Source organism: Nitrospira lenta, from assembly GCF_900403705.1.
Classification (GTDB): domain Bacteria; phylum Nitrospirota; class Nitrospiria; order Nitrospirales; family Nitrospiraceae; genus Nitrospira_D; species Nitrospira_D lenta.
In genome coordinates this window covers 302,601-328,294 of sequence record NZ_OUNR01000016.1, presented here as the reverse complement: position 1 = coordinate 328,294, position 25,694 = coordinate 302,601, and the positions used below count along the sequence as shown (strand labels likewise).

Here is a 25,694-nt window from a genome sequence, read left to right as displayed (position 1 = left end):
AGCGAGTCCTCGTTACTTACACTCTTTCCCATTGAAGAACATGCAGGTGGACTCGCCTGATTTCACCTTCCAGGTTTTGATCATGGGCATGTCTGTGTCGCCGCGCACTTCCACGACGAAATCGACGAGGCCGGAAACCGGCAGTTTCTCCATATGGGGCCTCGCGACCTCCGGGACATCGATGAAGAAGACTCCGCCGAGCTTTGAAATCAGGATACGGTGATTTTCGGTATCAATCTGAATGACGGGGCTGTAGTAGCTCTTGTCTTCGGCCAGGCTCTGACCGGTCATGATGACGATAAGGGCGGCAGCGAGAAGTATCGTACGGATGAATGCCATGACGATTGCTCCTTCTAATGAGGTCGATGGTGGCACATTATCGCATTGAAAATGGAAGAAGGGAAATACGAAATTCCGAGCGGACATGGGCGGAGTATGAACTACTGCGTGGCGATCTGAGCCGGAGACACCACGCCGCCCTTGATCCAGTAGGCGCGGATGTCCGGTGTCTGGTGCATTAAGGACACGAGGAGATAGGCGGGGACGGGGAGGTTGATCTTGCCCCAATAATCTTCGTAGTCGGTGGCAATCTTGATGTCTGTGACAGAAGGGCGCGCCGGATCGTGCGGATGCGAATGGTAGACGACTTGGAGGGTGTGGCTGTTGCGCCGCATGTCTTTTTGCGCGAGAGCCAGATCCTGAGCATCCATGACAAACGCGATCTCGGCCCGTTCAGCTGGGCTGAGTCGTTCCAGATGTGCGATTTTGGCCGGATCGAATGAGGCCAGCTGTTGGGCTCCTTCCAGCGCGACGACATTCTTGATGCGATATATCTTGGTGACCGTTTGACCAGTTCCAGCGAGGAGCCCGCAGCACTCATAGGGTGCGAGCTCCTTCGCATGGGCCACCATGTCGTCGAGAATGGACTGGGGAATAATCAGGTCGGCCACGATATTAAATGGTGCAGCTGACTGCGTAGTCCAGATTGAGATCTGTAATTTTCGGATTCGGTCCGCAGAGCGGGCAGGCTGGATCTTTCGGGCGGCTGACCTTCCTGAACTTCATGTCGAGCGCGTCGTAGATCACGAGCTTGTCGGCGATGGTTTCGCCGATGCCCAGTACTTCCTTGATGGCTTCAGAGGCCTGCAAGATTCCCATCGTGCCTGCGAGCACGCCGAGCACCCCGGCTTCCTGGCAGTTCGGGACGAGTCCAGCCGGAGGCGGCTCCGGATAGAGGCAGCGATAGCAGGGGTAGCCTGCGTGCGGCTTAATGGTCGTGAGCTGGCCTTCAAACCGAAACATGCTGGCTGAGATGAGCGTCTTCTTGGCAAAGAAGCAGGCATCGTTCACCAGGAAGCGGGTCGAGAAGTTGTCCGAGCCATCCAGCACGATATCGTATTGCGAGATGAGCGGAAGAATATTATCGGCATCGACCAACTGGTGATAGGCGTTGACCGTAATCTCAGGGTTGATGGCCGTCAACGTCTTTTTACCGGATTCAACCTTCGGCATGCCGACCGTGGCGGTCGAATGCATGATCTGCCGTTGGAGATTGGAAAGATCGACGACATCGCCGTCGACCAATCCGATCGTGCCGATGCCGGCGGCTGCCAAATAGAGCCCGGCCGGTGATCCGAGGCCTCCTGCCCCGATCAGCAAGATTTTCGCTTGCGAGAGCTTCTTCTGCCCTTTGCCGCCCACTTCATTCAAGATGATGTGGCGGCTATAACGTTGTATCTGCGATTCTGTAAGTTCCATGATGTGCGTAGACTGCAATCCGGTTGTCTTATTCCACCACGTTCAATTCAATGGGATCGACGACGCAGCCCTTCTTGCGAAGGCCGTCGAGGGCCCGTTCGATCTCGGCGATTTCGCCGGACAACTCTACATCCACCCAGCCGGTCGTTTCGCGCACATCGGCCCGGCGGACGTTGGTGACGATATTGTATTCGCGGCCGATCTGGTAAATGATCGGTTCTTTGACTTTGTCTTCAGGAAACCGCACATGGAAGCGTAAGTGTGACATGGTTAGCCTCCTGCAATCGCGGGCACAATGGAGACTTCATCCCCATCTTTGAGCATGGTCTCTTTGCCCTTGAGGAATCGGATGTCTTCTTCGTTGACATAGATGTTGACGAAGCGGCGCAATTCACCGGTCTCATCGCAGAGGCGGTCCTTGATCCCGGGATGCGCGCTGTTCAGCGACTCGATCATGTTCGTGATACTGCCGGCTGTCGTTTCAACCTCCCCCTGGTTCTTCGTCAGCGGCCGGAGGGGAGTGGGAATGCGGACTTTAATCATGCGTCACCACCACCGTTCTTTCCCAACTTAAAGGTTTTTTCAAAGGCCACGAGGCTTGGTTGAATGCGGGTCGGCCGTCCGACGGCGTCGATGACCGCTTCCTGCGTCTTCAATCCGTTCCCCGTGATGTAGGCGACCGTCACTTCATTTTTCTTGATCACGCCCTGCTTGACCAGTTTCTTCAGCACGCCGATGGTCACGCCGCCGGCGGTTTCAGCGAAGATGCCTTCGGTCTGCGCGAGCAGTTTGATCCCGTCGACGACTTCTTCGTCGGTCACCATCTCCATAGCGCCTTTGCTCTCGGCCGTCGCCTTCAGCGCGTAGTAGCCGTCGGCAGGGTTGCCGATGGCCAGCGATTTGGCGATGGTCTTGGGCTTGACCGGCTTGAAGAAATCGCGTCCCGCTTTGAAGGCGGTGGAAATCGGAGAGCAGCCTTCCGCCTGGGCGCCGTTGAGCTTCGTGTGAACCTCATCGATGAGCCCCACGTATTTCATTTCGTGCAGGCCTTTCCAGATCTTGGTCAGGAGAGAGCCAGAGGCCATGGGAATGACGACCTGGTCCGGTGTCTTCCAGCCGAGTTGCTCAACGGTTTCGTATGCAAGCGTCTTGGAGCCTTCGGCGTAGTAGGGGCGGATGTTGATGTTCACAAATCCCCAGCCATGTTCGCCGGCGATTTCGCTGCAGAGACGGTTTACATCGTCGTAATTGCCCTCGACCTCAACCACATGGGGCTTATAGATGAGGTTGCCCAACACCTTCGCGGCTTCCAAATCTCCCGGGATGAAGACGTAGCAATGGAGATTGGCGGCGGCGGCATGGGCGGACACGGAATTGGCCAGATTGCCCGTCGAGGCGCAGGCCACTGTTTCAAATCCCAACTCTCGGGCGCGCGTTAACGCGACCGCCACGACGCGATCCTTGAAGGAGAGCGTGGGATGGTTGACCGTATCGTTCTTGATGTACAGCTCATCAAGGCCGAGATAGGCACCGAGATTCTTGGCGCGGACCAACGGCGTCAACCCGGCATGGGGGCCGACGAAGTTCGTGCCTTCGACCGGCAGCAGGTCGATATACCGCCACATGCTGTGAGGACCCTCTTGGATCTTCTTGCGCGAAATTGCCTTCTTGATCTCCTCGTAGTTGTACTTCACTTCGAGGGGGCCGAAGCACATCTCACAGACGTGGATGGCTTTGGTGGGATATTCTTTCCCGCATTCCCGGCAGACGAGGGCTTTCATTTTGGTCATTGCGACACCATTACGTAAAAAGTTAAACGCTACGGACGAACGGCACAGCCGGCAAACGGGTCTCCATCGTCGAACAGCTCGGTGATCGTCGGATGGTCACCGCAGAGCGCGCAATGTGGATTGCGCTTTACTTTGATCTCGCGGAACAGGGTTTTCTTAGCATCGAAATCGAGCAGCCGGTCGGTCAGCGGCCGCCCTATTCCGAGGATGAGCTTCAATGCCTCCGTCGCCTGAATCGTCCCGATAATTCCGGCCAACACGCCGATAACGCCCGCTTCCTGACAGGAGGCCACCAGGCCAGCCGGCGGCGGGGTCTTGAACACGCAACGATAGCAGGCCGACTTCCTTGGGATGATTGTCGTCACACGGCCGTCGAAGCGAAGAATGCCGCCATGCACCAACGGTTTGTCGGCAAAGAAGCAGGCATCGTTGATCAGAAACTTCGCCGTGAAGTTGTCGACGCCGTCAATGATGACATCGTATTCGCTGAAAATCTTGAGCGCATTCCCCGCGGTCAAGCGCTCCTCGTAGGTCTTCACGATGACGTCGGGATTCAGTGCGAGAATCTTTTCTTTTCCGGACACCACTTTGTGACGGCCTACATCGGACGTGTGGTGGAGGATTTGTCGCTGCAAGTTCGTGAGGTCTACCACGTCGCTGTCGATCAAGCCGACAGTACCGACGCCCGCTGCGGCCAGATAGAGCGCCGCCGGTGAGCCCAAACCTCCGGCGCCGACAAGAAGAACCTTCGCTTTGGCGATCTTCTTCTGTCCTTTGCCGCCGACTTCAGGAAGGAGGATATGCCGGCTATAGCGATTTATCTGTTCTTCGGTGAATTCCATATTCCACGAGATGCTGAAAATAGCCCTCAACTTCGTTCTCGGCTCGAAAAATCCTCAACGTACCCTAGAGGGTACGCTTCCGGTTTCTTTTCGCCTGCGGCCTTGTTGGATGTCTATTTTGAGCATCCCTCCTTGATCAACCATCAGATGTTGAAATACTTCTCGATGCTGATATAGCGCTCGCCGGTGTCGCACAAAATGGTGACGACATTCTTGCCAGGGCCAAGCTCTTCGGCGACTTTCTGTGCGGCAAACACGTTTGCTCCGGCAGAAATGCCGACCAATAGGCCTTCTTTCTTCGACAGTTGCTTGGCCGTTTGATAGGCCTCATCGTCGGTCACGGTAATCACGCGGTCGAGGATCTTCCGGTTCAGGACTTTGGGAATGAACCCGGCTCCGATGCCTTGGATCTTGTGGGGGCCAGGATCGCCGCCTGATAGCACGGGTGAGCCGGCCGGTTCTACGGCGACCACCAGCACGTTCGGGTTCTTTTCCTTGAACAGCTCTCCGCAGCCTGTAATCGTCCCGCCCGTACCGACTGCCGCGACGAACGCGTCGATCTTTCCATCCAGCGCATCCAAAATTTCAGGAGCCGTCGTCATCCGGTGCATTGCCGGATTTGCCGGATTCGAAAACTGATCCGGCATAAAATAGCTCGGATTCTGAGCGAGGATGCTTTCGGCTTCCTTAATCGACCCTTTCATCCCTTCCCACGCGGGAGTCAGGACCAGCTGTGCGCCGTAGGAGGACAGCAGGCTCGCCCGTTCCATGCTCATGCTTTCCGGCATGACGAGGATGAGCTTATAGCCGCGCACGGCTGAGACCAGCGCCAGGCCGATGCCGGTATTGCCGCTGGTCGGTTCCACAATAGTGCCGCCCGGCTTCAGCTTACCCTGTCGCTCTGCCTCATTGATCATATTCAGGCAGATGCGATCCTTGACGCTGCCGCCCGGATTGAAAAACTCCACCTTGCCGTAGATCGTCGCTGAACCAGGCTTGGACAGCCGGTTCAAGCGGACAAGCGGAGTCTTGCCGATCAATTCGGTAATTTCTTTATGCATCATCATCGTCACCGGCCTCCTCCCATGTAAAAGAGGAATTCGACCAGATCGCCCTCTTTGAGGGTGGTGGTGGCGAGATGTTCCCGTTCGATCATTTTGTCATTGACCTCGACCGCAACCATCTGCGGATCGATCTTCTTGAGTGTGAGCAAATCGAGGACGCTGCCGCTCTGGATGTCCTCGGATTTCCCATTGACCTTGACCTGCATGGATTCTCCCAAGTTGGCCTAGAGATTAAGGAATTTCAGGACGTTAACAAAGAGTCTCCGCCCTTGTCAAGGCAACGCGGGCCTGGCACGTTGCTTGACTTTCATTTGGCTCCCCATACACTATGCGACCCTCTCGGAGGAGTCGTCGATGTGGAAACAAAATTTTATGTTTCGGGCTCTTGAGGCAACCCCGCTCAAGGAGTCCGAGCAAGAGCTGTTTCATGAAACCGACCCGGCGATGGATAGCGCCGGATTACAGTTAGAGAAGTTTTTGTCCGTTTGGATTCAAGGGGAGGGCGAGGACGATAAGCCGTCGATGTATACCGGCGTCTACGTCCGCACCGCCACGTTGGATTTTCAGAAGCGAGTGGGGTTTCTTCAGCCTCTTCAAGGGCGATCGCATCAGATCAAACAACAGCTCACGCCCGGTCAGAAAGCCTTCCTGCGGGGGTGGCTCGGTACCCATTCCACTCAAGCGTGGGACGCGTCCGACGATCACTTTCGAGATTTGTTCGAAGTCGAATGACGAGGCGGTGCTTGCCAGCCTTCTGCCACTATCTCCTTCGGGTTGTCCTCTGCGTTATCTGCCTGTCTGGAGGCGTGATCGGTTCAGCCGATGCCACCAGTATCGAGGTGTTCTATGCTCCAGAAGACGAGCCGCTGACAAAACTGTCGAAGATCTACGAGCAAGCCTCACGCTATATTTACGTGGCCGTGTATGGGCTGACCTCGCCGTTGGCCGTGAAAGGCCTGGTTGAGGCGAAGAAGCGCGGCCTTGACGTGCGTGTGATTACAGATCGGCAGAGGCTCGACGATCAAAAGCAACGGACCGCCGTCGAGACCTTGCACCTGGCCGGCATTCCCATTCTGGTCAATCAACACGCAGGTGGTGATCGATGATGAGATCAACGCTTCCGGATCGATGAACCATACCGGCAGCGGGAATCGTTACAACGACGAGCGGCTGGATGTGATACGAGATCACGCGATTACGGCTCAGGCGAGAGAGAAGTTTTTGACGATGTGGAACGATCAGCAGCGCTACCATCTCTGGAAACCATAAGCGGGATACACGTGGCAGGGACTATCGTCGACACAGACATTGCGGTGGTCGGGGCGGGAGGCGGAGGGGCCGTCTTGGCGCTCGCGCTGGCGCAGCAGGGGATCAAGACGATCGTTCTGGAGCAGGCCTTAGGTCCGCCGCAGGGGCTACGTGGAGAAATTCTTCAGCCGAATGGCCAACAGGTCTTAGATCGGCTGGGATTGCTCAACAAGTTGCCGACGGACTCGACTAGGCCGATCCGCAAGTTTCATTTCTGCCGAGTGGGTGGCGAACGGTTGTGCACGATCGACTATGGAGAATTGCCCGCGCCATACAATCATGCCGTCGTGACGTTGCCGAACGTGGTGCACCATGCGATTCTTGATGCCATTCAGGCGGAATCTTCGGTCTCACTCTGGTATGGAGCCAGCTTTGTGAGTTTGGTGCATGAGGGGACGCAGGTGAGCGGTCTGACCGCCACGCGCGGCGGTGAAGAGGTGACCGTTCGTGCGAAGGTGGTCGTCGGGGCCGATGGCGCGTTTTCCAAGGTTCGGCAGGCTCTGCAGATTCCGGCGGAGGTGCATCTCTATCCGCAGGGGTATCTGATCGCGATCTTGGATTCTCCGCTGCCGATCACCGAGGCCAAGTATTATGTCGGCAAAAAAACGATTCTCGGACTCTTTCCCGCGGCGGGCGGCAAGGTCTATTGCTTCTATATGATTCCAACGGGTACCTATGATCAGACTAAGGCGCAGGGCCTTCCGGCTTTGCAGGAGGCCTGGACGGCCATCGATTCCACGCTCAAGCCGCTGTTCCTGCAATTGAAGGATTGGAGCCAGACGGCGTTCATGCCGACCGGGCGCGTACGGACACCGACCTGGGTGGCGGACGGTGCAGTGTTGATCGGCGATGCGGCCCATGCGATGAACCCGCACGCGTCGCAAGGCCGCATGCAAGCGATGGTCGACGCGATGACGCTCGCGGACCTATTGCCGAAGTGTCTGGCTGAGCGGAATTTCTCGGCGGCGAGATTGAAAGTGTACGAGGATGCCCGGCGGCCTCAGGTGACGATGTTGCAACGATTGGCGGATGAACAGGTCCTGTTTTGGAACACGGCGAATCCCGTCATCGGGTTCCTGCGTAACCGGGTCTTCCGCACGCTGGATCGGAATGCACGGCTGCGGTATCGCGTCTTGTCCACCACCGCGGGTCTGCGGCAATCGGCGCCGTTTTCAATGGTCGATCGAGTCATGGCAGCAGGATTTCTTCCGGATCCGTTTGCCCGGAATACGGCAGCAGGAATGGCGAGGTTACACGATGGCAGGTAGCGAATGGGTGATCGACGGATTGCCGGATGAGTATCAGCAGCACTTGCGCGCCTATGTGAAGGATGTGCAGCGGGTGTATGGCGACTCGCTCGATGGCGTGCTGCTGTATGGCAGCGCAGTGCGTGGGGAGTTTCTACCGGGGCGCTCGAATCTGAATATAGTCCTGGTTGTGAAATCGACCAAGGCGGACCAGCTGAAAAAATATAGCCCGCTGCATCGCCGTTGGGCGAAGGAGCAGATTGTCGTGCCGCTGTTTGTCACGCAGGCTGATTTGCCCGCGATGGCGCTGGTATTTCCTCTCGAGTATCTGGAAATACAGGAGCAGCATCGGCTTCTCGCCGGACAGGATCCGTTCGTCGGGTTCAAGGTCGACCAGCGCTATCTCCGTGCTGAAGTGCTGCAAAGCTTGCGGGGGAATCTGTTGCGTGTGCGCCAGCGCTTTATCGAAGGCGGGGGCGTTGAAGAAGCCATTACGATTCTCTTGCCGCTGTCATTGACGGCGACGTTGCCTTGTTTGCGCGGGGTGCAGCGATTGTTGGGGCGGCCGGTGTTGTCGCAAGGTGAGCCGCTCTTAAAGGATGTCGAAACCCTATTCTCCGTCGATCTGTCGGGACTGCACGACGCGTGGTTGCTCAAGCGCGGGCAGATCTCGCCGGGGCAAAAGGAAGTGCCGCGGCTCATGGAGCGGTATCTCGATAGTTTTGAACGGCTGGTGCAATCCGTAGAAACTCGATTGACGCAGGAGCCAGCGTGATCGGCCGGCTGAAAACACTCGTTTTTTCGATGGCGATATTGAGCGTGCTGCTGCTTGTTGTGATCGGAGCGGCGGAAGCGGCTCTCTATGATCGTCCGAAGGAACGCGCGCCCTTGCCCGGACCGATGGGGTACGTCAGCGATCACGCCGGCGTACTGGATGCGGAGTGGAAAGAACGGATTCGTTCTGTCTGTCAGGACCTCGAACGAAAGACCGGAGTGGAGATGGTCGTGGTCACGGTGCCGTCGATCAAGCCGTTTCTCTCAGCCAACGAATATGCGGCGGCCCTCTATGGGAAATGGGGGATCGGCTCGGCGCAGCAGGAACATGGAGTGATGGTGCTGGTCTCCGTGGAAGAGCGGCAGGCGGCGATGACGTTGGGGCGCCAGATGCTCCCCATTATCACACCGACGATCATGACCGACGTCGGCGGCGGCACGTTGCTTCCCGCGATTCAGTTGGGGCACTTCGGTGAAGGCTTGTACCGGACCGTGGTCGCGCTCGCGACGCCGGCTCAAGAGGTGCGGGTTGGGACGTTGCCTAAGCACCATTTCAAAGGTGTCGGGTTCTGGATCACCCTCTTCACCAGCCTGGGGGCGATGTCCTTTTTCTGGTGGATCAGCCGCCCGGACCTGCGACATCCCTATCGGCGCATTCAACGTGGCGAGTATTGGGGCACAGGGCAGGGTGGTTTCGGCGGCAACTGGGGCGGGTTCGGCGGGGGAACGAGCGGGGAAGGCTACAAGTAGGCAGCGGTACTCTCACCACAAAGGAGCAGCGTCATGGGCAAAGGTCAGGACAAGAAGAAAGAGACCAAAAAGAAACCGTCGAAGACCATGGCAGAGAAAAAGGCAGCGAAACGCGAGAAGGGCAAGTAACACAGCGGGCTGCTTTCCAATAGAGCCTCTCCTAAATACACCTCGCCATTCGAGGTTCTTGAACGATGCTACGCAACTGACCGTTGGTGAAGAAACGCTACGGTTTGGTCGAAGCCGACAACGATTCTTTTCCTGCCCAATTCGTTGCGGTGACGCACAGGCCTATCTCTGATGCGGTCACGGGAATATCGCTGATGGTGACCTGGGCTCCGCCGTGAGGGTCATTGGTCCAGACGCGAATGGCCCTTGTTGGAGCGCCTGTGGCGTTCAGATAAATCGTGGTGTAAGCGAGGTCGGTGAGCAAGGCGCCATTCTGATTTTTTGTTGGTTCGAGGTAGGAAACCGTCAGGCTGGTTTGCGTGGCGGGAAGAGATTTCATAAGCGTCGGGCAACCGGCTGGTAGCGCCATACCGGTAGTGGTTTCCTGGCGTAGTTCAGTGGTCAAGGCGCTCTTTTGGAGCATGAGCTGCTCGGTTTCGCAGCCGGCACTGGTCAATCCGATCAATAGGCACGCATAGGTTGCTGTGGTCATTTTCATGTTGCGGTGTCCTTTGGCTCAGCCGTCGGTTACGCGACCACCTGTCGTTGCGGTACGCCTCGTCCTTCCTCCAGATCCTGCAGATCGGACCAAGCGGTCAGATCGGTCCTCGACGGATCGACGGCGTCGCGGTATTTCTTGAACTTCTTCAGACTCTCCGGAGAGCTCGGGCCGCGCGCCAACAGCTTCTCATTCCATTTCTCCAATTCAGCTGTCGGATGCGGTGTCGCCGTCTGCCGAAACCAGGCGGCGACTCCTGCATCTGCCGGATTCGTGTTTACGGCCGCGGTGAATTGCTCGCTGGTGATCCCGGCGAACTCCAACAGCCGTTCGTCCATCGGGCAGGGATAGATATATTCGCCTTCGGTGCCGGCGAGAACGGCGCGGCACTTGTCGAGCATGCGCGCGAGATGAACGTAGCCCTCCAGCTTGATCCGCATGCTTCGTGGGAATGAGGTTCTGAGGTCCATTGAGGTATTTACCGTCCATTGTCCGCCCGTTCCCCAAGCGGGGAGCGGGCGGGAGAATGGATCTAGAGCAGCTTGTGATTAGCGAAGGTCAGGTTCTTCACGATGACCTGGCCGTTCTCAAATGCAATGATGCGGCGGGTGGCGGGCAGATCGGCCGCTCCCACGCGGACATGCGTGTCGGTGAAGCTCTCGACGTTGTTCAACTTGCCGTCGGTCGGGGAATAGTAATAGACGGTGTATTTGGTGGTCAGATTCTTCTGGTCCTGCGTGATGGAGCTTTCTTCGACATTGATCGAGAAGGCAAACGGGGTCATGCCAGGATGGGCCATTTTGCGGTTAATCTGGGTGATGCGGTTGTCCTTGATCCGATAGAAGGAGTTCGACCCGTGGATGTCGAGCTTGGTGCCGAACGGGTGGCCGTCTTCTTCCATGGTCAGGGAATACTTGCCGTCTGATTCCTCAAAGCTCCGAGGGCCGCGGTGGACGGCGATCATCCCAAGCTGTTCCTGGGCCCATTTCTGTACCTCGGCGTCTCCGAGTTGCACTGATACCTCACGGGGGCCCTTTACCATGACGGGACCGGTGGTCACCTTCCCGTTAATATTGACGGTGAGATCGGCGGTGAAGCCGTTAAAATCTTTCGGCCAACGGGCGGTCTTTTCGAATGCCTGCCGCATGACCTCACGGGCTTTTGGATCGTCTGCGACGGTGGATTGCGGGGCGGTATGCATGGACATGATCAAATCTCCGGTGAATGTAGTGGGACGATTATACCTACCTGGTTTGACGGGGCTCAATGGGGAAGAAGGTATTCCTTTGTTGATGGCCCCTCAGTGCGTCTGACGTGCCTTTGGGGCCTGAATTTTATCGGATATACAACCTGTTTCAACATGTGTGTGATTTCTGATATAGTTCCGCGACTTTGTACCTGTTCGGCAGGCCTGGTGTCTGTTTGAAGAGTTGCGAGAAGAGGATGGAGTAGAATGGAACGACGCGCTGCCTCCCACACTGAAGAAGAAGAAATGAACCAACGCCGCAAGTTGCTCAATGCGGCAAAGCGAGGCGATCAGAAAGCTATCGGCAAACTGTTTGAGTTGTATCAAGTGCGGGTCATGAATCCGGACCAGCTGACGAAGATCAATAAAGTGTATGCCGCCATGCCGATTCCGGTGAAGTCGGGATCGTCGCGATCCAGTCGCCAGTCAGCCAAAGCGGGCAAGCAACCTCCCACAAAACCCCGCGTATCGGCGAAGCCGTTAAAAGCCGCCAAACCCGCAACGCCGGCGAACGCGGCGAAATCTGTCAAAGCGGTGATTCCCGTTGCCCCCAAAGGCGCGAAGCAACCAGCGAAACGGAAAGCCAAGTAGTTCATTTCAAGGGCCTGCGTGGGTGCGCGACTTATTGGACGACGACGCGCAGGCCTCCGCTTGCCAGCCCTGAGGCGATCTGTTCGGCTTGCCCTGTCTCTCCTTCAAAGACCATCGCCTCTCCCTCATGATCAATCTGATATGCGAGCTCAAAGGCGCGTGACGAAGTCATGCCTGGCACGTACTTGCACAGGAGGGCAATCACCTGTTGGTACGTGTGGCAGTCACAGTTATAGACGATCACCCGGGCTTCAAGACCATCATCGGTTCCTGTTCCGGTCTCTTCCGTCACGTCGGGGATGGTCTGCGGAAAGGATGGTTTCGCCATAGCCGAAAAGTGTAGCAGAGTCTTGAGAGGAGGTTAATACCCAGCTCTGATTACCAGATGGTTGGGAAGCCGTTCGTTCTCGCGCGTGAGTGTGTGGCCGAATAGCTGAAAATGTGCGGGCGAATCTGTGGCGGCTGTTACCTGTAGGGTGTGAGCCAGTTGAATCGTATGGTACTGAGCCGCGGCGGTTTTGACCAATGCCAGACCATACTCGAAACGAAAGGCGGCATCTCCGCTCAGCCGTTCGCGGCTCAGCTGTTGTACGGCCTTGACGGTGAACGGTAGATGGAGAAAATTCTCGCCCATGAGTCGGAGCAGTGCCGCGGGGCCAGGCAAGGTATCGCGACCAATCGTCATGGCATGTGCGGGATCGAAGAGTCCCCGCTGAAATCTCCGGTCTTCACGGAGCGCGGTATGGAAGAGCGCTCGCCAGCGACTATCGGTCAAGTCACGGTCGATGGAGATCTGGCTGACATCGTTTAAGGGGCCGCTGACGTGGTGACCTTGAATCAGTCTGCCGGTGGTTACCAGTTCTGGAAATATGCCCCCCATGCGATCGGCATAGGCGGTGGTTCCTGAAAAGGGGCTGAGCTGGAGTGCCATATAGTCGCGAAAGTGGATACGGTGGAATCGCGCCAAGAGGCGATGCAATGTCTCCTCATGGCAGAGATGAAATGGATAGAACAATGTATCTGTGGTTGGTGTGGGTTTCATCGACAATCACCAGGACTCATGCTAGGTTTCAGTCATGAAACGAATCTTTACATCCTGGCTCGACGTGCTGCTCGTGTTCATTCCGCTTGCAATCGCCTTTGAGGTTGCGAAGGCCGATCCGCTCTTGATCTTTGCTGCTTCTGCCTGTGCCATCATTCCACTCGCCGGCATGTTGGGTCGCGCGACCGAACATCTCACATCGCATGTCGGTGCCGGGGTCGGCAGTTTGTTGAATGCCTCACTGGGGAACGCCGCGGAGCTGATCATAGCACTCGCAGCGCTCCGTGAGGGGCTCCATGATGTGGTGAAAGCGTCACTGACCGGTTCTATCCTCGGCAACATCCTGCTTGTGCTGGGGGCATCCATGGTGGCCGGCGGGTTGAAGTATGAACGGCAGAAGTTCAACCAAACGGCGGCGGGCATGGGTTCCAGTCTCTTGTTATTGGCGGCGGTCGGCTTGATTATCCCCGCGCTCTTCCATTTTACCGCTGCTGACAGGGGCGTCGCGATCGAACGGGAGATGAGTCTGGAGATCGCGATTGTGCTCTTCGTCATGTATGGCCTGAGCCTGCTGTTTTCACTGAGGACGCATCGCCATTTATATGCAGGAGAGTCGCATGATGCAGAAGATCTCGGGGAACAGCCCTGGGGTTTCCGTATGTCCGTGGCCGTGCTGACGGTCGTGACGACGTTGATTGCGGTCATGAGCGAATTGTTGGTCGGGGCGATCGAACCGACCGCGCACAAACTGGGTTTGACGCAGGTCTTCGTCGGCGTGATCCTCGTGGCATTGGTCGGTAATGCGGCGGAACATTCGACGGCGGTTCTCATGGCCATGAAGAATAAAATGGATTTGGCCTATGGCATTGCCGTGGGGTCGAGCCTGCAGATTGCGCTTCTAGTCGCACCGGTATTGGTCTTTGCGAGCTATCTCTTTGGAACCCCTCTGGACTTGATCTTTACGCCGTTTGAAGTGGCGGCGGTGACGATCTCGGTGTTTGTCGTGGGTTTCGTCGCGATCGACGGAGAATCAAACTGGATGGAGGGCGCCATGCTGGTCGGGGTGTACGCGATGCTGGCGATCGCCTTCTATTTTCTTCCGGCTTGAGCAGCGCCGCTTACACCTTATCCATATCGATCACTTCAGTCGCATCCCACAAATTCTTCCATTCGGCATCGGCCAGGTCTTTCTCGCGATCAGCATGGGTTTCGGTTCCAAACGCGAGCGGTGCGGTCTCTGTGGGTTCGGGGACCGCTTGCGAGGCTGGGGTCGGTTCCGCTTGGCCGGGCTTGCGCTTCTTGGCTGGATCCATATTGACAGGCATGAGTCACCTCGCGTGAAAGGATAATAGTGTCTCTTTCGGAAGCGTCGGTTGTCAATGGCATGGCGGAGATGAACGCGTCAGGCTCAGAACAGCTCTGATGCCACGCTGTCGGCAAAACGGCGGCCCATGGGGGTGAGTGTGATGCGGTCGTGTTCGTTGACGATCAGACCTCGCTCAGTGAGGTGCGTGAGAATATCGCGCTGTCCGGCATCATCACGAGCGAGGGTGTGCGGGACCCCCTTCAGTAATCGAAGTCCGAAAATCAGGGCATCGCGTTGTTGTTCTTCGTGGGTCAGTATGCGGCGCTCCGCAACCGGAAGGTGATCGGTCTGCAGTTGACCGGTGTAGGCGTCGAGATCGGCAATATTGCCGAATCGGCTTCCGGCGACGTAGGACTGTGCGCTGGGGCCGAGGCCCAGGTAGTCGCCGTCAGTCCAATAGAGCAGATTGTGGCGACAGGCGTAGCCCGACTTGGCGTAGTTTGATATCTCGTAGCGAGTAAATCCGGCCTGTGCCAAGACCGTTTCTGCAGCCTCTTCCATCTCAATTTGCAGCCCTTCGTCAGGTGCAGGGACCAGTCCCTTGGCGATATCCTGTGCCAGCTTGGTGTGGTCTTCGATTGTCAGGGCATAGCAAGAGATATGTGTCGGATCGAGGGCGAGGAGTGAGTGCAGGGTGGCCGTCCATGATGCGAGGTTTTGGCCTGGCAGTCCGTACATGAGGTCCAGGTTGATGTTTGAAAATCCTGCCGCGCGGGCATTTTCGACAGCTTGCTCGGTTTCAGATATTGTCCCCGGGCGGCCGATTGGAATGAAGTCTTGGGGAGCCATCGATTCAGCCCCCAGGCTGATCCGATTGAAGCCGGCTTCGGCAAGGCGACTTAAATCCTGTCGCGTGACCGTTGAGGGATGAGCTTCGACAGTGGTTTCGACGTCGAGTGCGAGGGCGTAGATCTTTCTGATACGGGTGAGGAGCGAGGCCAGTTGCGATGAGGGAATGGTCGTGGGTGTTCCCCCTCCGAAGTAGATGCTCTGTAGTGCGCGTCCAGCAAGTACGTCCTGCCGGTGATAGAGGGTCAGTTCACGTTCAAGTGCTGAAAGGAAGGCTGCAATACGAGCTGGTGTGGCGATCTCTAAGTAGAAGGCGCAGAAGTGACAGCGTTGCCGGCAGAGCGGGACGTGAATATAGAGCCCAATATCTCTTTGAGGCGGCATAATTAGATTTTGAAGGGTTGTGGCTTTCCGAAATCCCTCTCAACGACGATTTCGATTTCGTCGAGGGCGGATTTCCCCCGATTGCGAATGTGCGCCGCCCAGTTTGGGTGACGGCGTAAGGACTCAAAGACCATTTTGAGAATGTCCGGCTTGATACGGGCTTCCCACTCACCGGTCCAGGCTCGCTGATCCTCGTCTCCGTCGTAGTTGTCCGGAAAACTGGCTTCCAGGCTGAATCGGAGAGTGAAGGATTGTTCTTCACGGTACATAGGGACCTCGCATTGCGATCTGAGCAGGGTGATTTTATAATGTGCCCCAACAAGGAGTGTGATGCATGCCTATCTTCGAATATGTCTGTAGCGAATGTAAACACCGGTTTGAGCTCTTGATCCATAGATCAGATGAAGCCGCTTGTCCGAAGTGCCAGGCGACAAGGCTGGAAAAGCAGATCTCTTCCTTCGGAGTCGGCGCGACGGGAGGATGGGCTTCACCAGGATCCGGATCCGGCGGGTCTTGTGGCAGCTGCGGCGATCCGCGGGGACCTGGTTCCTGCTCGACCAACTAGGCGGTCCCAATGCAATCCGAGGAACTGCTTCAACGTGCGATGAACACCATTGCGCAATCTGATCCGATCATCAAGCTCCTTCAGCAAGTAAAGCTGGGCAAGATGAAGCCCGCAGATGCGGGATTGCGTGCCGTCATTGAGGCCTGGCTGGGGACCTACGAGAAGGTGATCAGGACGGAGGGGTTGACTCAAGCGGCGCTTCGGCGAATCGATCCTTCCCCTCGGGTGGCCGTCTTGCTTGAGGCTGGTGTCCTACATGTTGATCAGCCTTCCGTGCGCGGACTCGAAAAGACGTTTTCTCAAGCCTTGGCTCAAGCTCCTGCTGAGTAGTAGGGGTGGCGATGGCCATACGCGCCGTGTTCGTCATCTTGATCGTACTGTTGTCCGCTCCTGCAAGAGGAGCGGAAGAAGGGGTAGGGGTTGGGCCTCTCCAATTCTTGAGCCTGCCTCAGTTTGCTGCCGCTATTTTGAAAGACATCCAGTTGCTGGATGATGCGCCTTCCATCGAAAAGTTTCTAACGGTCTTAGACGGCCGGCCTCCTGATTGGCCAGTAGTTTATGGGTATGGTCATCATGACCCCGGGCATGATGATCGGCTGTTCGCCCTTAATCGTGAACGTGATGCGAGTCGCGTCGGAAACTCCGCGCTGGCTAAACGGATTGCATTTCGGTGGACGGGAGAATTATCTCGATTCGATCCGGAGGTGCAGGGTTTTTCGGTGGCGGTGGGACCGGTGTTTACCGCGACAGGCTGGGGCCAGGTTCGTTTCAAACTGGATGATTTGCCCGGAGGGCTCAGAGCGATCCCTCCGGCAGAGTCGTTGGATCGATGGCAGCGGGAGCTTGCTGCTGGAAAGACTGTAGAATTTGCCGTCATCATCGTCGGTCGACTCATTCCCGAGGAGTCGATCGTCTATGACTTCTCCCATGACCAGGAGGGGGGCGGCCTCATCATGCCTGTTGTCCAGGTTGAGGAGATGCACTACGTACTGTCACCTTAACTCTCAACATTCCTCCGCTCGTGTTTCTCTGGCCTCGCTGACGTCATCTGCTCATCGATCATAGCCATAAATACGTAGCTGATCCGGCATAGGGTCATGCGTTCTCTGTATGGGGCGCCAGCCAGGGTGCGTCACATTGTGGACGTGGTCGGAAGGCCTCTCTCGTACATCAGCGGTAGGGAATCCCCCTCAGTCTGGTCTGTGCGAGGGATAACGCCGCGATTCGTATAGGAATGCCAGGCGGCATCGAAGAACAAGCCGTAGGGTATTGGTCTTGCTCACCCAACGCCCCACAGGAAGAGACCTCGGTTTCATAGAGGAGGTCCGTTATGGGGTTACTCAAAGACGAGCAACACACTATGTTGTCAAACATTGCCGAATCAATGTGGGTGAAATCCGGTCGAGTCTCCATTGTCGTCGCCCTCTCACTCTGGTCGATAGGTGGAGGGAACATTCCTATCTATGCGCATGAGGGGGAGGTGCATCCGGTTTCAGATTCTTCTTCAGGTCCACGACACTCCCTTCTCAAACCGGTTCGGCCGGTTGATATGGCTTTGCCGGAAGTGAAGGAGGCGGCGACGATTTCCTCAATCTCTGAACCTGGCCAGAAATCTTCAAAAAAGAAGAAAGCCAAAGTAATTACGAAAAAGCCAGCTGCTGAATCTCAGCGCGTGTCGGCGATAGAGCCACCGGGGCGGGCACCAGTAAAGATTGAGGAGAGTGCGAGTGGGATGAAAGCAACGAGTTTGATTGCGTCCGGAGTCCCGGCGATGGCCGGGGCCGGTATGTCTACGACAATGAGTGGGACTACGGCTATGGCTGCTGCCGCACCGAGTGCCAGCCCTGCGATCGCAGCGGCTGCCCCCGGTGCCTCAGGCAGCTCCGTGGTTGGAGGACCGTCGACACCGTCCAACAGGGGCCTTCAGCGGTTGTCCTCCGGGATTCCAGGACTCACACGCGCAATCTCGACCCCGCTTCCTCCTGAAACAATTGCAATGCCCGCCCCCCCCCTCGGATCCTCCTGCCTCGGGGCTTCCGACAGCGCCGGCAAACTGGTTCGGCTATCACGTATTGAGCCGACTCACCTTTGGAGGCACTCCTAATCAACTCAATGCGGTGTCTCATATGACGGCCGCTCAATCCAGAGAATGGGCGACCGGCTATATGAAGGAACAGCTGGGTCTCGATCCGGCCCAGCCCTGGCCGACGAATCTCCATTCAACCACGCCATTGCCTGTGGCGAATCCCATTGTGGATACCGACACGGATTTCCGTTTGGCAGCCGCTCAGCGTGCCTGGAAGAAAGATGATCCTGAGCCGACAGTATTGAAACCGGAGCTTCAGCAAATACAGGACCATGATCTCATCAGGAAGCTGTATAGCCGGCGTCAGTTGCTCGAGAAGATGGTCTATTTCTGGGACAACCATTTCAACACCGACTACCGGTCGCATTTCCGTGGCCAATACGAAGTCTATGAGAATGAGGCCTTTCGGACTCGAGCCTATGGGCGGTTTGTGGATTTGTTGATCGCGAGCGGGAAGAGCCCGGCCATGATGGTGTACCTGAATACCGATGTGAATAAGAAAGAGAATCCGAATGAGAACTATGCGCGCGAAGTCTTGGAGCTCCATACCCTTGGAGTGGATGAGCAGGGGCATCCGGCTGGATATACTCAAGCGGATATCAATGAGGCCGCCAAGGCATTTACCGGTTGGACGGTGCCGGAAGGCTCGGCGCCTGGATTTCGATTCGTGTCCAGTCGACACAGCCTGGGAACCAAAACAGTGCTGGGGCAGTCGGTGGCGTTTGACGGGAGTGGACCAACCGAAGGAGAGCGGGTGTTGCAAATTGCGGCCAGCCATCCCTCAACCGCCAGGCATCTGGCGAAAAAGCTCTGTGAGTACTTCGTCAGTGAAACACCATCTTCTGCGTTGATCACTGAAGTGGCGTCGGTATTCAGCGATTCAGGCGGCGATATACGCAAAGTGTTAATCGCTATTGTTACGTCACCGGACTTCAATAATGTGGCCAACTATCGAAGTCTGGTGAAGACGCCCTTGGAGTACGTCGTCGGACTCTATCGTAATCTCGGGGTCTGGTCATCGCACGAGCCTATCCGACGGCGACTGACGGCGACCGGGCAGGGATTATTCGAAATGCCTCCACCGACCGGCTATAAAGAAAAGTCCGAGCATTGGCTGAATACCTATGTGTTGTTCCATGAAACGGCAATGGCCTACGAAGCCACTATCCCCGGGTTTGGCTCGACCATCCGATTCGGATCGGATACGAGCGGAGGGCTTACTCGTCTGTGGTTAAAGGGCCTTGGTTTGAGGACGGAGGCAGAGGTCTTAGGATTTCTCCTGAATCTCACGAATGACCGAGTGGCTACGGCCACCGAGTATCAAATCTATCTGACGACGTTGCGGAGCGGCGGGGGGGCATTCAATCTGGACAGTTCCAGCACAGAAGCGGCGCTCGATCGGACATTGGCGAGCATGCTCACGAATCCGCGGTATCTCTATCAATAGCGGGGCGATCATGGAGAGGGACGATCATGGACCACTGTCATTGCTGCTCGTCGGCGTTCCAACAGGTGTCACGGCGCACTGTATTAAAACGGGCCTTGGGGCTGGCCGCCACCGCGTTGGCCGCCAACATGTTTCCTTTGGAGCTGTTCTTTCAGAGCCGGGCGCATGCAGCGAGCAATGCAGGCAAAACATTGGTAGTCGTTTTTCAACGCGGCGGCAACGACGGTCTGAATACCATCGTGCCCTATTCTGATCCGCAGTACTATGCCATGCGTCCTCGGTCAACCAATGGGGGCATCGGTATTTTGCCGCCAGGGTCCGGTGATGGATCGGGCCTCGATCTGACAGGGACCGGCTTTGCCATGCATCCGTCTATTCTTCCCTTGCATGGGCTCTATACCAGCAATCGTTTAGCGGTCCTGCCGGCGGCGGGGTTCGCCGGCAGTACGCAATCGCATTTTACGGACCAGGACACGATCGAACATGGTTTCCCAGAGCAACGGGACGGATGGTTGAATCGATATCTGGCTGCGGTCCCGGCTGCCGGTACGTCCACCATTCGGGCTGCCGCGATTGGCGACGATGTCGCCAAGTCTCTACGCGGGACGGTGCTGGTTCCATCACTAACCGATGTATCCTCGTTCAGCTTCGCCCGCCTTGGGGCGTCCAAGGCCGCGCTGGACGCGAATCTACGCGCCATGTATGCCCAAGATCCGGCATCGAGTACCGCGAATCCGGCTCGATCGGCAGTGCATGCACTGGGGCCGGAACTCATGAGCCGGGTCGCGGCAATCGAGGGAATTGGCGCTGCTGCACCGCAAAACGGGGCGACATACCCCAACAGCACGTTCGGGCGTGAAATGCGGGATCTGGCCCATATCATTCGTTCGGGCCTTGGGCTCGAGGTGGCCACCGTGGATATCGGCGGGTGGGATACGCATGACGATCAAGGGGCGGGTGGTGCGGCAGCCAATCGTCAAGCCGGGCGGCTCGCGGATTTTTCCGGAGGCATCCGGGCCTTTGTCGATGATCTGGGGCCGCTGATGAATCATGTGGTCGTGATGACCTGTACCGAATTCGGTCGCACGGTCAGGCAAAATGCGAGCGGGGGAACGGACCACGGCAAGGCTTCGGCGTGGTTCCTGGTCGGCGGATCGGTGAAGGGTGGGGTGTACAAAGGCGCTGCCGGCTGGCCCAGCTCCTTAACGGAGGCCAATCTCGATGAAGGGCGGTACATCAGACCCACGGTCGAGTTCAGGGATATTTTTGCTGATGTGCTGGTCAAACATTTTGGTGTCAGCACGTCAGAGCTCGGTGCGGTCTTGCCTGGCCATGTCCATGCGCCTGCCGGGCTGTTTATCTAGTGGAGGGAGAAAGATCGGGGTAACGCTTGAACGGATGGAGCCGGAATCTACAGCCCAACGGAGTCAGTATTTCAGCTCCCTCTCGCAGGCATGAAGGTGATGTCAACAGTGGCTTAGCCTGGATGGCTCAGCCGTCGTCAGAAGCTGTCTTTGGCGCATCGAAACCCGGTCCCGCTCGGGCGGCTGTCCATAATCCCCCAGTCTCGATCGCTGGTTCGCAAGCTGATCGCCGGTTTTAGCCAGGACCCGCCTCGCATGGACTTAATGGCGCCTCGCTCAGGTCCACCTGGATTGCTGAGTGGCGCTGACCGGTAATAGTTCGGATCATACCAATCCTGCACCCATTCGGCGGCGTTGCCGGCGAGGTCTTGAATCCCGTACGGGCTGGCTCCATCAGGGAAGCTTCCTATGGGCAGGGTCAAGACTTCGCCATTGATACCCTGCTTTTTGGCTATGCGCGCCCCGTCTCCCTTAATCCAAAAGGCTTCCCAATCGGTTCCGCTTTGAAACTCAATGGTGTGTCCAGCCCAATAGCTGGCGCTGTTCGCGTTCTTCCAACTCCAGTCGTTTCCCCAGGGATAGCGGCGTCCGTCGGTTCCTCGCGCGGCCTTTTCCCATTCGGCTTCAGTAGGCAGGCGTTTGCCGGACCACTGGCAATAGGCCGCGGCGTCTTCCCAGCTCACATTCACTACTGGGTGGTTGGCGATGGCTGATGGATAGATCGTACCGTCCCAGATCGTCGAAGCCGGATTCTTGTTTGCGGGTGGGCGGTGACCGGTCGATTGGACAAATGCGGCATAGCCCTGATTGGTCACTTCAAACCGGTCGAGGAAGAACGCGTGGAGATAGATCAATCGTTCGGGATGTTCATCGGCCAGACCGTCACTGCCTTCCGCGGTGCCCATGCGATATTCCCCGGCGGGGATTAGCACCATATCAGCGGAAGGTTCGGCACCAAAGGCGGGACGGATCGCGCTGACAGTCAGGAGTAGGAGGAGCACTCCTCTCATCCATGCCTGCATTACGGTTTTTTGAGACCGCAAGCCTTGGCGACTGCATCGCGATAGGTCAGCCAGAGTCGCAAGCTCCGTTTCACGGCGCTGAGGACGGCCTGTTGCGCTGTCGCGGAGGGAGCGTTTTGAGTGACCATGTCGTAGGCATCGTGCCGATGACCGGACTCAACGAGCTGATGGGCCCGAATGAGATCCATGCAATCCGGGGAGTTGCCGTGATACCGGACGAGGGGATGGTTCTTGATGGTCGTCTCGATCTCCTCCGCCGTCTTCGGTTTGGAGGGCTCACGCAGTTCCTTCCGGTCTTTGACGCTGCCTTCTACAAAAACGGTGAGGGCTGCGGCACCCAGGACCCAGGTCGGTTGTTTGGAAACTCGATCCAGCCAAGCGCGATACGCGCGGCTGGCGGGCAAGGGGCGGATCTGTTCGAAGTCTTTCGCGGCGAACCCTAACCCTTCCATCATCGTGAGGAAGAGTTCCGGATGGGATTTGCCGAGTGAGAGTCCTCCGGTATCTTCTTCATAGATGTTTTCCGCCAGCATGCGCCGGACAGACGGCGGTGGGTTGTGTCCATGTATTCGGGCGAGGAAGACGGGGAAATCGCGGACGTACACGAAATATTCCTGCTGAAAGTGAACCTTGAGCTGATCTTTGGTCAATCGTCCGGTGGCGAAGTGATCCCAAGCCCAATGGTGTTTGCCGTCCATGACCTTGAGTAATGCGTCGAGAAAGCGGGCTTGTGTCAGTCGTGATGCCATCGTACCTTGCCTTCTTGAAGGCCGTTTCGCGAGAATCGTCAAATTCTGCGAGGACGGCGTGAATCCAATTGCTACTCAAAACCCTGCGGGACCCATTTCACCAAAGCCACAACTGGCGACAGGCGGTCTTGTGCACCGGCTGATCGCATGCTTGGGGGGCGTCTATCTAGTCCGTGAGTGGAACGGTTGCTGGCGGTGTCTGGCTGCCGAAGTTCTATCGTGGAAAAGACAGAAACGCCCTCACTCACGTTGGAGTGTAAAGAGGAGAGCCGGAAAGTGCAAATGCTTGCGTGATTCATTCTCGGGCCTCTGTGCCAGGAAGGTAGTCAGATATGTGCGATGTGATGATTCATCAGCGATCGAGCCGGTTTACTCAATCGAGTGGAGATCTTTGAATGTAGGCTCAAGGCCGGCCTGCGATCTGACGGTGTCGAGCGAATGTTCTGGATCGAGCTGAAAGCTATTGTTCTTTGCTCCCCAACGTTCCTCATAGGTTCCAACGGTATTGACGATTGTATTTCCTGAGGCACGATGGAGAAAGATCCCCAGTGGCACACGTTCGAGTGCATTGTTTGCCATAGTAATTCCGGAGCTTCCCTCGTCGAGGTAAATTGCTGAGATTGGAGCATTCCCCGCCCAAGGTGAGCGAAGGAGATCGTATATGTAATTATCTTGGATGATGGTTCCTGACTGTTTTGACAAGGTATAGATTCCGGCGCCATCCGCCATGGTGGTCATGACCCGATAGATGCGATTCCCGACGATCCGGTTTGCCCCGAGCAAGGTATCCGCATCCGTCCATCCCCATCCAACGCTGATGCCAGTATAGGGCGTGTCATGAATGTCATTGTGTTCGATGCTGGTATTCGAGACGAACCCTGCAAAGATTCCGATGCTGGAACGGTAATCGAGGCCGATGTCTGTAATGAGATTGTTGGCGATGAGAATGTTCTGGCAGACAAATCGAGGATCGATCGTGCGTTTTTCCAGGAGACTATCGATGACGATTCCGCTTCCTGACAGATCCCGAAACCGGTTGCCGACCACCTGAACATCGGTCACACCGGTATGAAGGACTAAACCCGTTCCGCCAAGATGCTGAAGGGTATTCCGCTCAAATTGAATATGATGAGCATGTGTAAAATTGACCGCGGCTGTGACCCGTCCCGATGATGGCGTGGTCCCATGATCAATCACATCGCCTTGGCTCACGGCAAAGCCTTCCTCGCTCGGCTCGGTCCAGCCGGCGTACTCGAACGTGAGCCCTATGAAAGCGAGATGATGGACCGGATTCCCAGCGGCCCCACGCACGTCGAGGAGCTGTTCGATATGTGGGGCCATGACGGTTGCTTGGGAGAGATCTTCTGTCCCACGTGGGAGATAGAAGACCTCTTCTGTGGGGACGCGCAGATACCATTCGCCGGGGACATCAAGTAGTTCGAGTGCATTTTCAAAATAATAACTTTGTGCCTCAAGGCGGAGGTAAAGGTGCCCAAGGAACGCCTTGGTCCGGTCAGGTTCTCGTGGTTGGATAAAGAGACCCTCATCCCGTTCAAGGAACGATTCCACGCGCAGATTGTTTTGTGTCCATTGCTTCATGATAATCAGCTCAACCGACGGGGTGTCGGACCATGAAGCGATAGAGTGTGGACGCGTGACAATTTGTTGGGTGGCTTCGTCCCATCGAAGCAATCGAGAAAACTCCGGCGCGTTTGGTGTGCGGGCTCTCGTGGCGCGGATGCCGTTTACGTAGAGTTGCCGAAATCGATTGGATCCGACGTTGGCTTGAGCGAGTCCGTTCTTTGCCGTGGTCCAGCCTGTAATTCGGTGTCCGCCACTGAGTTCTGCATGCTCTCCTGAAAAGGATCGATAGATAACTTGAAATCCGTTCATTCCCGAGTCGCGATGATCAAATCGCATGGTGTCAGCGAGCTGGTATCGGCCGCCTCTCAGCACGACGGTGATATCATTTGTCATAGTGTTGGTACGGGTACGCACGGCAGTTTGTGCGCGTTCAATGGATTGAAACGGGGCTGCTTCGGTTCCTGGGTTGCTGTCGTTGCCGGTGGGCGAGACATAGAATGAGATAGAGGCGTGAGCCAACGGCAACATGGATACCGTATATATCCATGTTGCCAATAGTATGGGCCAAGAGCGGATCATGCGTAGTGCGGAAGTTTGGTCTGCCGACAATGTGGGTGGTTGTATTCTCGAACAATCATAGACCTAACGGAGGCTCGGGGAGGGGCCACCGTCACAGAAAGGGATTCACGACTCCACGGCATGTGCAGGGAGGTGTCAGTCAAGTGCAGGGTCACAAGTTCAGCCTGAGCCACATGAAATAGGTTCTGAGCAACATCTCCATCCCCGGATCGGTGTTGGTGAAGATGGTTGGCAATAGAGTACAAAGTTTATCCACGCGCACCAGAGTTTCCAGTTCGCTGCCCTATTGAAGATCAAGAATACCAGGTGATAATCAAGAAATGGAAGGCGCGAATCCTTGCCTTCTTGAAGGCTGTCTCGTTAGAATCTCCAGACTTTGAGAGGACAGCGATGAATCCAATCACTATTCAAAACCCCGACGAGATCCTGACCCTCTTGGCTGAGGTCTCCTTGCAGGGGCCCGGCTTTTCAACGGACTGTCTTCTGGACTATGTGCTTGAAGAAGGGTTTACAGAACCGATCTTCCTCAACGCCTCCGGTGAAGACGCCACAGCTTTTTACAAAGGCCAGCCGAATGCCTGGGCGATCTATCAGATTCGCGAGTGGAAACGAGTGCTGACAGTTTCCGGCGGTGGCCGAGAGCGGCGCGTCCAAATCAGAGAAACGCCCTAACGGCTGTT

34 protein-coding genes are annotated in these 25,694 nt (G+C 56.5%); 14 read left to right on the top strand and 20 right to left on the bottom strand.

Annotated features, from left to right (window positions below; genetic code table 11):
- Positions 1-12: 12 nt before the first annotated feature.
- The 9 genes from NITLEN_RS11345 to thiS form a co-directional block, all read right to left on the bottom strand.
- Complete coding sequence (locus NITLEN_RS11345; RefSeq protein WP_121989723.1) at positions 13-339, bottom strand: hypothetical protein; 327 nt, start codon at positions 337-339, stop codon at positions 13-15.
- Positions 340-440: 101 nt separating this feature from the next.
- Complete coding sequence (locus tag NITLEN_RS11340; RefSeq protein ID WP_121989722.1) at positions 441-950, bottom strand: M67 family metallopeptidase; 510 nt, start codon at positions 948-950, stop codon at positions 441-443.
- A gap of 4 nt (positions 951-954) precedes the next feature.
- A complete protein-coding gene (gene moeB / locus NITLEN_RS11335) occupies positions 955-1,758 on the bottom strand; it encodes a molybdopterin-synthase adenylyltransferase MoeB (RefSeq protein WP_121989721.1) in 804 nt (267 codons plus the stop codon).
- 28 nt (positions 1,759-1,786) lie between these two features.
- A complete protein-coding gene (locus tag NITLEN_RS11330; RefSeq protein ID WP_121989720.1) occupies positions 1,787-2,026 on the bottom strand; it encodes an NIL domain-containing protein in 240 nt (79 codons plus the stop codon).
- 2 nt (positions 2,027-2,028) lie between these two features.
- Positions 2,029-2,301 (bottom strand): MoaD/ThiS family protein, encoded by a 273-nt coding sequence (locus NITLEN_RS11325; protein ID WP_121989719.1) that lies wholly within the window; start codon positions 2,299-2,301, stop codon positions 2,029-2,031.
- Positions 2,298-3,548 carry a threonine synthase gene (gene thrC / locus NITLEN_RS11320; RefSeq protein WP_121989718.1) on the bottom strand — a complete coding sequence of 417 codons (1,251 nt, stop codon included), beginning with the start codon at positions 3,546-3,548 and terminating at the stop codon, positions 2,298-2,300. The genes NITLEN_RS11325 and thrC overlap by 4 nt, the downstream gene beginning before the upstream one ends.
- A 29-nt stretch (positions 3,549-3,577) precedes the next feature.
- Positions 3,578-4,390 (bottom strand): molybdopterin-synthase adenylyltransferase MoeB, encoded by an 813-nt coding sequence (gene moeB, locus NITLEN_RS11315; protein WP_121989717.1) that lies wholly within the window; start codon positions 4,388-4,390, stop codon positions 3,578-3,580.
- A 143-nt stretch (positions 4,391-4,533) separates the two neighbouring features.
- Entirely contained in the window at positions 4,534-5,457 is a 924-nt protein-coding gene (gene cysK, locus NITLEN_RS11310; protein ID WP_121989716.1) for a cysteine synthase A, read from the bottom strand.
- A 2-nt stretch (positions 5,458-5,459) separates the two neighbouring features.
- Positions 5,460-5,660 carry a sulfur carrier protein ThiS gene (thiS, locus tag NITLEN_RS11305; protein ID WP_121989715.1) on the bottom strand — a complete coding sequence of 67 codons (201 nt, stop codon included), beginning with the start codon at positions 5,658-5,660 and terminating at the stop codon, positions 5,460-5,462.
- Positions 5,661-5,808: 148 nt separating this feature from the next.
- Between thiS and NITLEN_RS11300 the strand changes: the two genes are divergently transcribed.
- The 6 genes from NITLEN_RS11300 (at position 5,809) to NITLEN_RS11280 (ending at position 9,533) form a co-directional block, all read left to right on the top strand.
- The gene (locus NITLEN_RS11300; protein WP_121989714.1) at positions 5,809-6,186 is read left to right on the top strand and encodes a hypothetical protein; all 378 of its coding nucleotides are present in this window, start codon (positions 5,809-5,811) and stop codon (positions 6,184-6,186) included.
- A 74-nt stretch (positions 6,187-6,260) separates the two neighbouring features.
- On the top strand, positions 6,261-6,560 hold the full coding sequence (locus NITLEN_RS11295; RefSeq protein ID WP_121989713.1) for a phospholipase D-like domain-containing protein: 300 nt from the start codon (positions 6,261-6,263) through the stop codon (positions 6,558-6,560).
- Complete coding sequence (locus tag NITLEN_RS18145) at positions 6,547-6,723, top strand: phospholipase D-like domain-containing protein (RefSeq protein WP_181416811.1); 177 nt, start codon at positions 6,547-6,549, stop codon at positions 6,721-6,723. Before NITLEN_RS11295 ends, NITLEN_RS18145 begins: the two co-directional genes overlap by 14 nt.
- 11 nt (positions 6,724-6,734) lie before the next feature.
- Complete coding sequence (locus tag NITLEN_RS11290; RefSeq protein WP_121989712.1) at positions 6,735-8,030, top strand: FAD-dependent monooxygenase; 1,296 nt, start codon at positions 6,735-6,737, stop codon at positions 8,028-8,030.
- Positions 8,020-8,784 (top strand): hypothetical protein, encoded by a 765-nt coding sequence (locus tag NITLEN_RS11285; RefSeq protein ID WP_121989711.1) that lies wholly within the window; start codon positions 8,020-8,022, stop codon positions 8,782-8,784. Before NITLEN_RS11290 ends, NITLEN_RS11285 begins: the two co-directional genes overlap by 11 nt.
- Positions 8,781-9,533 (top strand): TPM domain-containing protein, encoded by a 753-nt coding sequence (locus NITLEN_RS11280; RefSeq protein WP_121989710.1) that lies wholly within the window; start codon positions 8,781-8,783, stop codon positions 9,531-9,533. Before NITLEN_RS11285 ends, NITLEN_RS11280 begins: the two co-directional genes overlap by 4 nt.
- A gap of 226 nt (positions 9,534-9,759) precedes the next feature.
- Here the strand turns inward: NITLEN_RS11280 and NITLEN_RS11275 are convergent, their stop codons facing one another.
- The 3 genes from NITLEN_RS11275 to NITLEN_RS11265 all read right to left on the bottom strand — a co-directional run bounded on the left by NITLEN_RS11275 (position 9,760) and on the right by NITLEN_RS11265 (position 11,407).
- Positions 9,760-10,200: a hypothetical protein gene (locus tag NITLEN_RS11275; protein ID WP_121989709.1), complete on the bottom strand. Its 441-nt coding sequence runs from the start codon at positions 10,198-10,200 to the stop codon at positions 9,760-9,762.
- A 29-nt stretch (positions 10,201-10,229) separates the two neighbouring features.
- The gene (locus NITLEN_RS11270) at positions 10,230-10,670 is read right to left on the bottom strand and encodes a DUF5069 domain-containing protein (protein ID WP_121989708.1); all 441 of its coding nucleotides are present in this window, start codon (positions 10,668-10,670) and stop codon (positions 10,230-10,232) included.
- 62 nt (positions 10,671-10,732) lie between these two features.
- Positions 10,733-11,407, bottom strand: a complete 675-nt coding sequence (locus NITLEN_RS11265) for a DUF3386 family protein (protein ID WP_121989707.1) — start codon at positions 11,405-11,407, stop codon at positions 10,733-10,735.
- A 246-nt stretch (positions 11,408-11,653) separates the two neighbouring features.
- On the opposite strand from NITLEN_RS11265, the gene NITLEN_RS11260 reads away from it, so the two are divergent.
- Positions 11,654-12,037, top strand: a complete 384-nt coding sequence (locus NITLEN_RS11260) for a hypothetical protein (protein WP_121989706.1) — start codon at positions 11,654-11,656, stop codon at positions 12,035-12,037.
- Positions 12,038-12,068: 31 nt separating this feature from the next.
- On the opposite strand, the gene NITLEN_RS11255 is transcribed toward NITLEN_RS11260, so the two are convergent.
- On the bottom strand, positions 12,069-12,365 hold the full coding sequence (locus NITLEN_RS11255; RefSeq protein ID WP_121989705.1) for an ATP-dependent Clp protease adaptor ClpS: 297 nt from the start codon (positions 12,363-12,365) through the stop codon (positions 12,069-12,071).
- Positions 12,366-12,398: 33 nt separating this feature from the next.
- Positions 12,399-13,079, bottom strand: a complete 681-nt coding sequence (locus tag NITLEN_RS11250; protein WP_121989704.1) for a hypothetical protein — start codon at positions 13,077-13,079, stop codon at positions 12,399-12,401.
- A 34-nt stretch (positions 13,080-13,113) separates the two neighbouring features.
- Here NITLEN_RS11250 and cax point away from each other — a divergent pair, with 34 nt between their 5' ends.
- Entirely contained in the window at positions 13,114-14,187 is a 1,074-nt protein-coding gene (gene cax, locus NITLEN_RS11245; protein WP_121989703.1) for a calcium/proton exchanger, read from the top strand.
- Between the two features lie 10 nt (positions 14,188-14,197).
- Here the strand turns inward: cax and NITLEN_RS11240 are convergent, their stop codons facing one another.
- The 3 genes from NITLEN_RS11240 to NITLEN_RS11230 form a co-directional block, all read right to left on the bottom strand.
- Positions 14,198-14,404, bottom strand: a complete 207-nt coding sequence (locus tag NITLEN_RS11240) for a hypothetical protein (RefSeq protein ID WP_121989702.1) — start codon at positions 14,402-14,404, stop codon at positions 14,198-14,200.
- Positions 14,405-14,487: 83 nt separating this feature from the next.
- Positions 14,488-15,618, bottom strand: a complete 1,131-nt coding sequence (hemW, locus tag NITLEN_RS11235) for a radical SAM family heme chaperone HemW (RefSeq protein WP_121989701.1) — start codon at positions 15,616-15,618, stop codon at positions 14,488-14,490.
- A 2-nt stretch (positions 15,619-15,620) separates the two neighbouring features.
- Positions 15,621-15,887, bottom strand: coding sequence for a hypothetical protein (locus NITLEN_RS11230; RefSeq protein ID WP_121989700.1), 267 nt, complete (start codon positions 15,885-15,887; stop codon positions 15,621-15,623).
- Positions 15,888-15,952: 65 nt separating this feature from the next.
- Between NITLEN_RS11230 and NITLEN_RS18890 the strand changes: the two genes are divergently transcribed.
- The 5 genes from NITLEN_RS18890 to NITLEN_RS11205 all read left to right on the top strand — a co-directional run bounded on the left by NITLEN_RS18890 (position 15,953) and on the right by NITLEN_RS11205 (position 21,080).
- A complete protein-coding gene (locus NITLEN_RS18890) occupies positions 15,953-16,183 on the top strand; it encodes an FmdB family zinc ribbon protein (protein ID WP_121989699.1) in 231 nt (76 codons plus the stop codon).
- A 9-nt stretch (positions 16,184-16,192) separates the two neighbouring features.
- Positions 16,193-16,513 (top strand): hypothetical protein, encoded by a 321-nt coding sequence (locus tag NITLEN_RS11220; RefSeq protein ID WP_121989698.1) that lies wholly within the window; start codon positions 16,193-16,195, stop codon positions 16,511-16,513.
- An 11-nt stretch (positions 16,514-16,524) separates the two neighbouring features.
- Positions 16,525-17,184, top strand: a complete 660-nt coding sequence (locus tag NITLEN_RS11215; protein WP_121989697.1) for a hypothetical protein — start codon at positions 16,525-16,527, stop codon at positions 17,182-17,184.
- An 801-nt stretch (positions 17,185-17,985) separates the two neighbouring features.
- The gene (locus NITLEN_RS11210) at positions 17,986-19,716 is read left to right on the top strand and encodes a DUF1800 family protein (RefSeq protein WP_121989696.1); all 1,731 of its coding nucleotides are present in this window, start codon (positions 17,986-17,988) and stop codon (positions 19,714-19,716) included.
- A 26-nt stretch (positions 19,717-19,742) separates the two neighbouring features.
- Positions 19,743-21,080: a DUF1501 domain-containing protein gene (locus tag NITLEN_RS11205; protein WP_121989695.1), complete on the top strand. Its 1,338-nt coding sequence runs from the start codon at positions 19,743-19,745 to the stop codon at positions 21,078-21,080.
- 137 nt (positions 21,081-21,217) lie between these two features.
- On the opposite strand, the gene NITLEN_RS11200 is transcribed toward NITLEN_RS11205, so the two are convergent.
- The 3 genes from NITLEN_RS11200 to NITLEN_RS11190 form a co-directional block, all read right to left on the bottom strand.
- Positions 21,218-22,090 carry a formylglycine-generating enzyme family protein gene (locus NITLEN_RS11200; protein WP_181416809.1) on the bottom strand — a complete coding sequence of 291 codons (873 nt, stop codon included), beginning with the start codon at positions 22,088-22,090 and terminating at the stop codon, positions 21,218-21,220.
- An 11-nt stretch (positions 22,091-22,101) separates the two neighbouring features.
- Positions 22,102-22,851 (bottom strand): iron-containing redox enzyme family protein, encoded by a 750-nt coding sequence (locus NITLEN_RS11195; protein WP_121989693.1) that lies wholly within the window; start codon positions 22,849-22,851, stop codon positions 22,102-22,104.
- Between the two features lie 369 nt (positions 22,852-23,220).
- Positions 23,221-24,828: a right-handed parallel beta-helix repeat-containing protein gene (locus NITLEN_RS11190; RefSeq protein WP_181416808.1), complete on the bottom strand. Its 1,608-nt coding sequence runs from the start codon at positions 24,826-24,828 to the stop codon at positions 23,221-23,223.
- Between the two features lie 576 nt (positions 24,829-25,404).
- On the opposite strand from NITLEN_RS11190, the gene NITLEN_RS11185 reads away from it, so the two are divergent.
- Positions 25,405-25,686, top strand: a complete 282-nt coding sequence (locus tag NITLEN_RS11185) for a hypothetical protein (RefSeq protein WP_121989801.1) — start codon at positions 25,405-25,407, stop codon at positions 25,684-25,686.
- Positions 25,687-25,694 lie beyond the last annotated feature (8 nt).

Bases quoted from the DNA above. Each gene is read 5' to 3' on its own strand.
- NITLEN_RS11345 (WP_121989723.1), bottom strand. From the start codon at position 339: ATGGCATTCATCCGTACGATACTTCTCGCTGCCGCCCTTATCGTCATC.
- moeB (WP_121989721.1), bottom strand. From the start codon at position 1,758: ATGGAACTTACAGAATCGCAGATACAACGTTATAGCCGCCACATCATC.
- NITLEN_RS11330 (WP_121989720.1), bottom strand. From the start codon at position 2,026: ATGTCACACTTACGCTTCCATGTGCGGTTTCCTGAAGACAAAGTCAAA.
- NITLEN_RS11325 (WP_121989719.1), bottom strand. From the start codon at position 2,301: ATGATTAAAGTCCGCATTCCCACTCCCCTCCGGCCGCTGACGAAGAAC.
- thrC (WP_121989718.1), bottom strand. From the start codon at position 3,548: ATGACCAAAATGAAAGCCCTCGTCTGCCGGGAATGCGGGAAAGAATAT.
- moeB (WP_121989717.1), bottom strand. From the start codon at position 4,390: ATGGAATTCACCGAAGAACAGATAAATCGCTATAGCCGGCATATCCTC.
- cysK (WP_121989716.1), bottom strand. From the start codon at position 5,457: ATGATGATGCATAAAGAAATTACCGAATTGATCGGCAAGACTCCGCTT.
- thiS (WP_121989715.1), bottom strand. From the start codon at position 5,660: ATGCAGGTCAAGGTCAATGGGAAATCCGAGGACATCCAGAGCGGCAGC.
- NITLEN_RS11300 (WP_121989714.1), top strand. From the start codon at position 5,809: ATGTGGAAACAAAATTTTATGTTTCGGGCTCTTGAGGCAACCCCGCTC.
- NITLEN_RS11285 (WP_121989711.1), top strand. From the start codon at position 8,020: ATGGCAGGTAGCGAATGGGTGATCGACGGATTGCCGGATGAGTATCAG.
- NITLEN_RS11275 (WP_121989709.1), bottom strand. From the start codon at position 10,200: ATGAAAATGACCACAGCAACCTATGCGTGCCTATTGATCGGATTGACC.
- NITLEN_RS11270 (WP_121989708.1), bottom strand. From the start codon at position 10,670: ATGGACCTCAGAACCTCATTCCCACGAAGCATGCGGATCAAGCTGGAG.
- NITLEN_RS11265 (WP_121989707.1), bottom strand. From the start codon at position 11,407: ATGTCCATGCATACCGCCCCGCAATCCACCGTCGCAGACGATCCAAAA.
- NITLEN_RS11260 (WP_121989706.1), top strand. From the start codon at position 11,654: ATGGAACGACGCGCTGCCTCCCACACTGAAGAAGAAGAAATGAACCAA.
- NITLEN_RS11255 (WP_121989705.1), bottom strand. From the start codon at position 12,365: ATGGCGAAACCATCCTTTCCGCAGACCATCCCCGACGTGACGGAAGAG.
- NITLEN_RS11250 (WP_121989704.1), bottom strand. From the start codon at position 13,079: ATGAAACCCACACCAACCACAGATACATTGTTCTATCCATTTCATCTC.
- cax (WP_121989703.1), top strand. From the start codon at position 13,114: ATGAAACGAATCTTTACATCCTGGCTCGACGTGCTGCTCGTGTTCATT.
- NITLEN_RS11240 (WP_121989702.1), bottom strand. From the start codon at position 14,404: ATGCCTGTCAATATGGATCCAGCCAAGAAGCGCAAGCCCGGCCAAGCG.
- hemW (WP_121989701.1), bottom strand. From the start codon at position 15,618: ATGCCGCCTCAAAGAGATATTGGGCTCTATATTCACGTCCCGCTCTGC.
- NITLEN_RS11230 (WP_121989700.1), bottom strand. From the start codon at position 15,887: ATGTACCGTGAAGAACAATCCTTCACTCTCCGATTCAGCCTGGAAGCC.
- NITLEN_RS18890 (WP_121989699.1), top strand. From the start codon at position 15,953: ATGCCTATCTTCGAATATGTCTGTAGCGAATGTAAACACCGGTTTGAG.
- NITLEN_RS11220 (WP_121989698.1), top strand. From the start codon at position 16,193: ATGCAATCCGAGGAACTGCTTCAACGTGCGATGAACACCATTGCGCAA.
- NITLEN_RS11215 (WP_121989697.1), top strand. From the start codon at position 16,525: ATGGCCATACGCGCCGTGTTCGTCATCTTGATCGTACTGTTGTCCGCT.
- NITLEN_RS11205 (WP_121989695.1), top strand. From the start codon at position 19,743: ATGGACCACTGTCATTGCTGCTCGTCGGCGTTCCAACAGGTGTCACGG.
- NITLEN_RS11200 (WP_181416809.1), bottom strand. From the start codon at position 22,090: ATGAGAGGAGTGCTCCTCCTACTCCTGACTGTCAGCGCGATCCGTCCC.
- NITLEN_RS11195 (WP_121989693.1), bottom strand. From the start codon at position 22,851: ATGGCATCACGACTGACACAAGCCCGCTTTCTCGACGCATTACTCAAG.
- NITLEN_RS11190 (WP_181416808.1), bottom strand. From the start codon at position 24,828: ATGACAAATGATATCACCGTCGTGCTGAGAGGCGGCCGATACCAGCTC.
- NITLEN_RS11185 (WP_121989801.1), top strand. From the start codon at position 25,405: ATGAATCCAATCACTATTCAAAACCCCGACGAGATCCTGACCCTCTTG.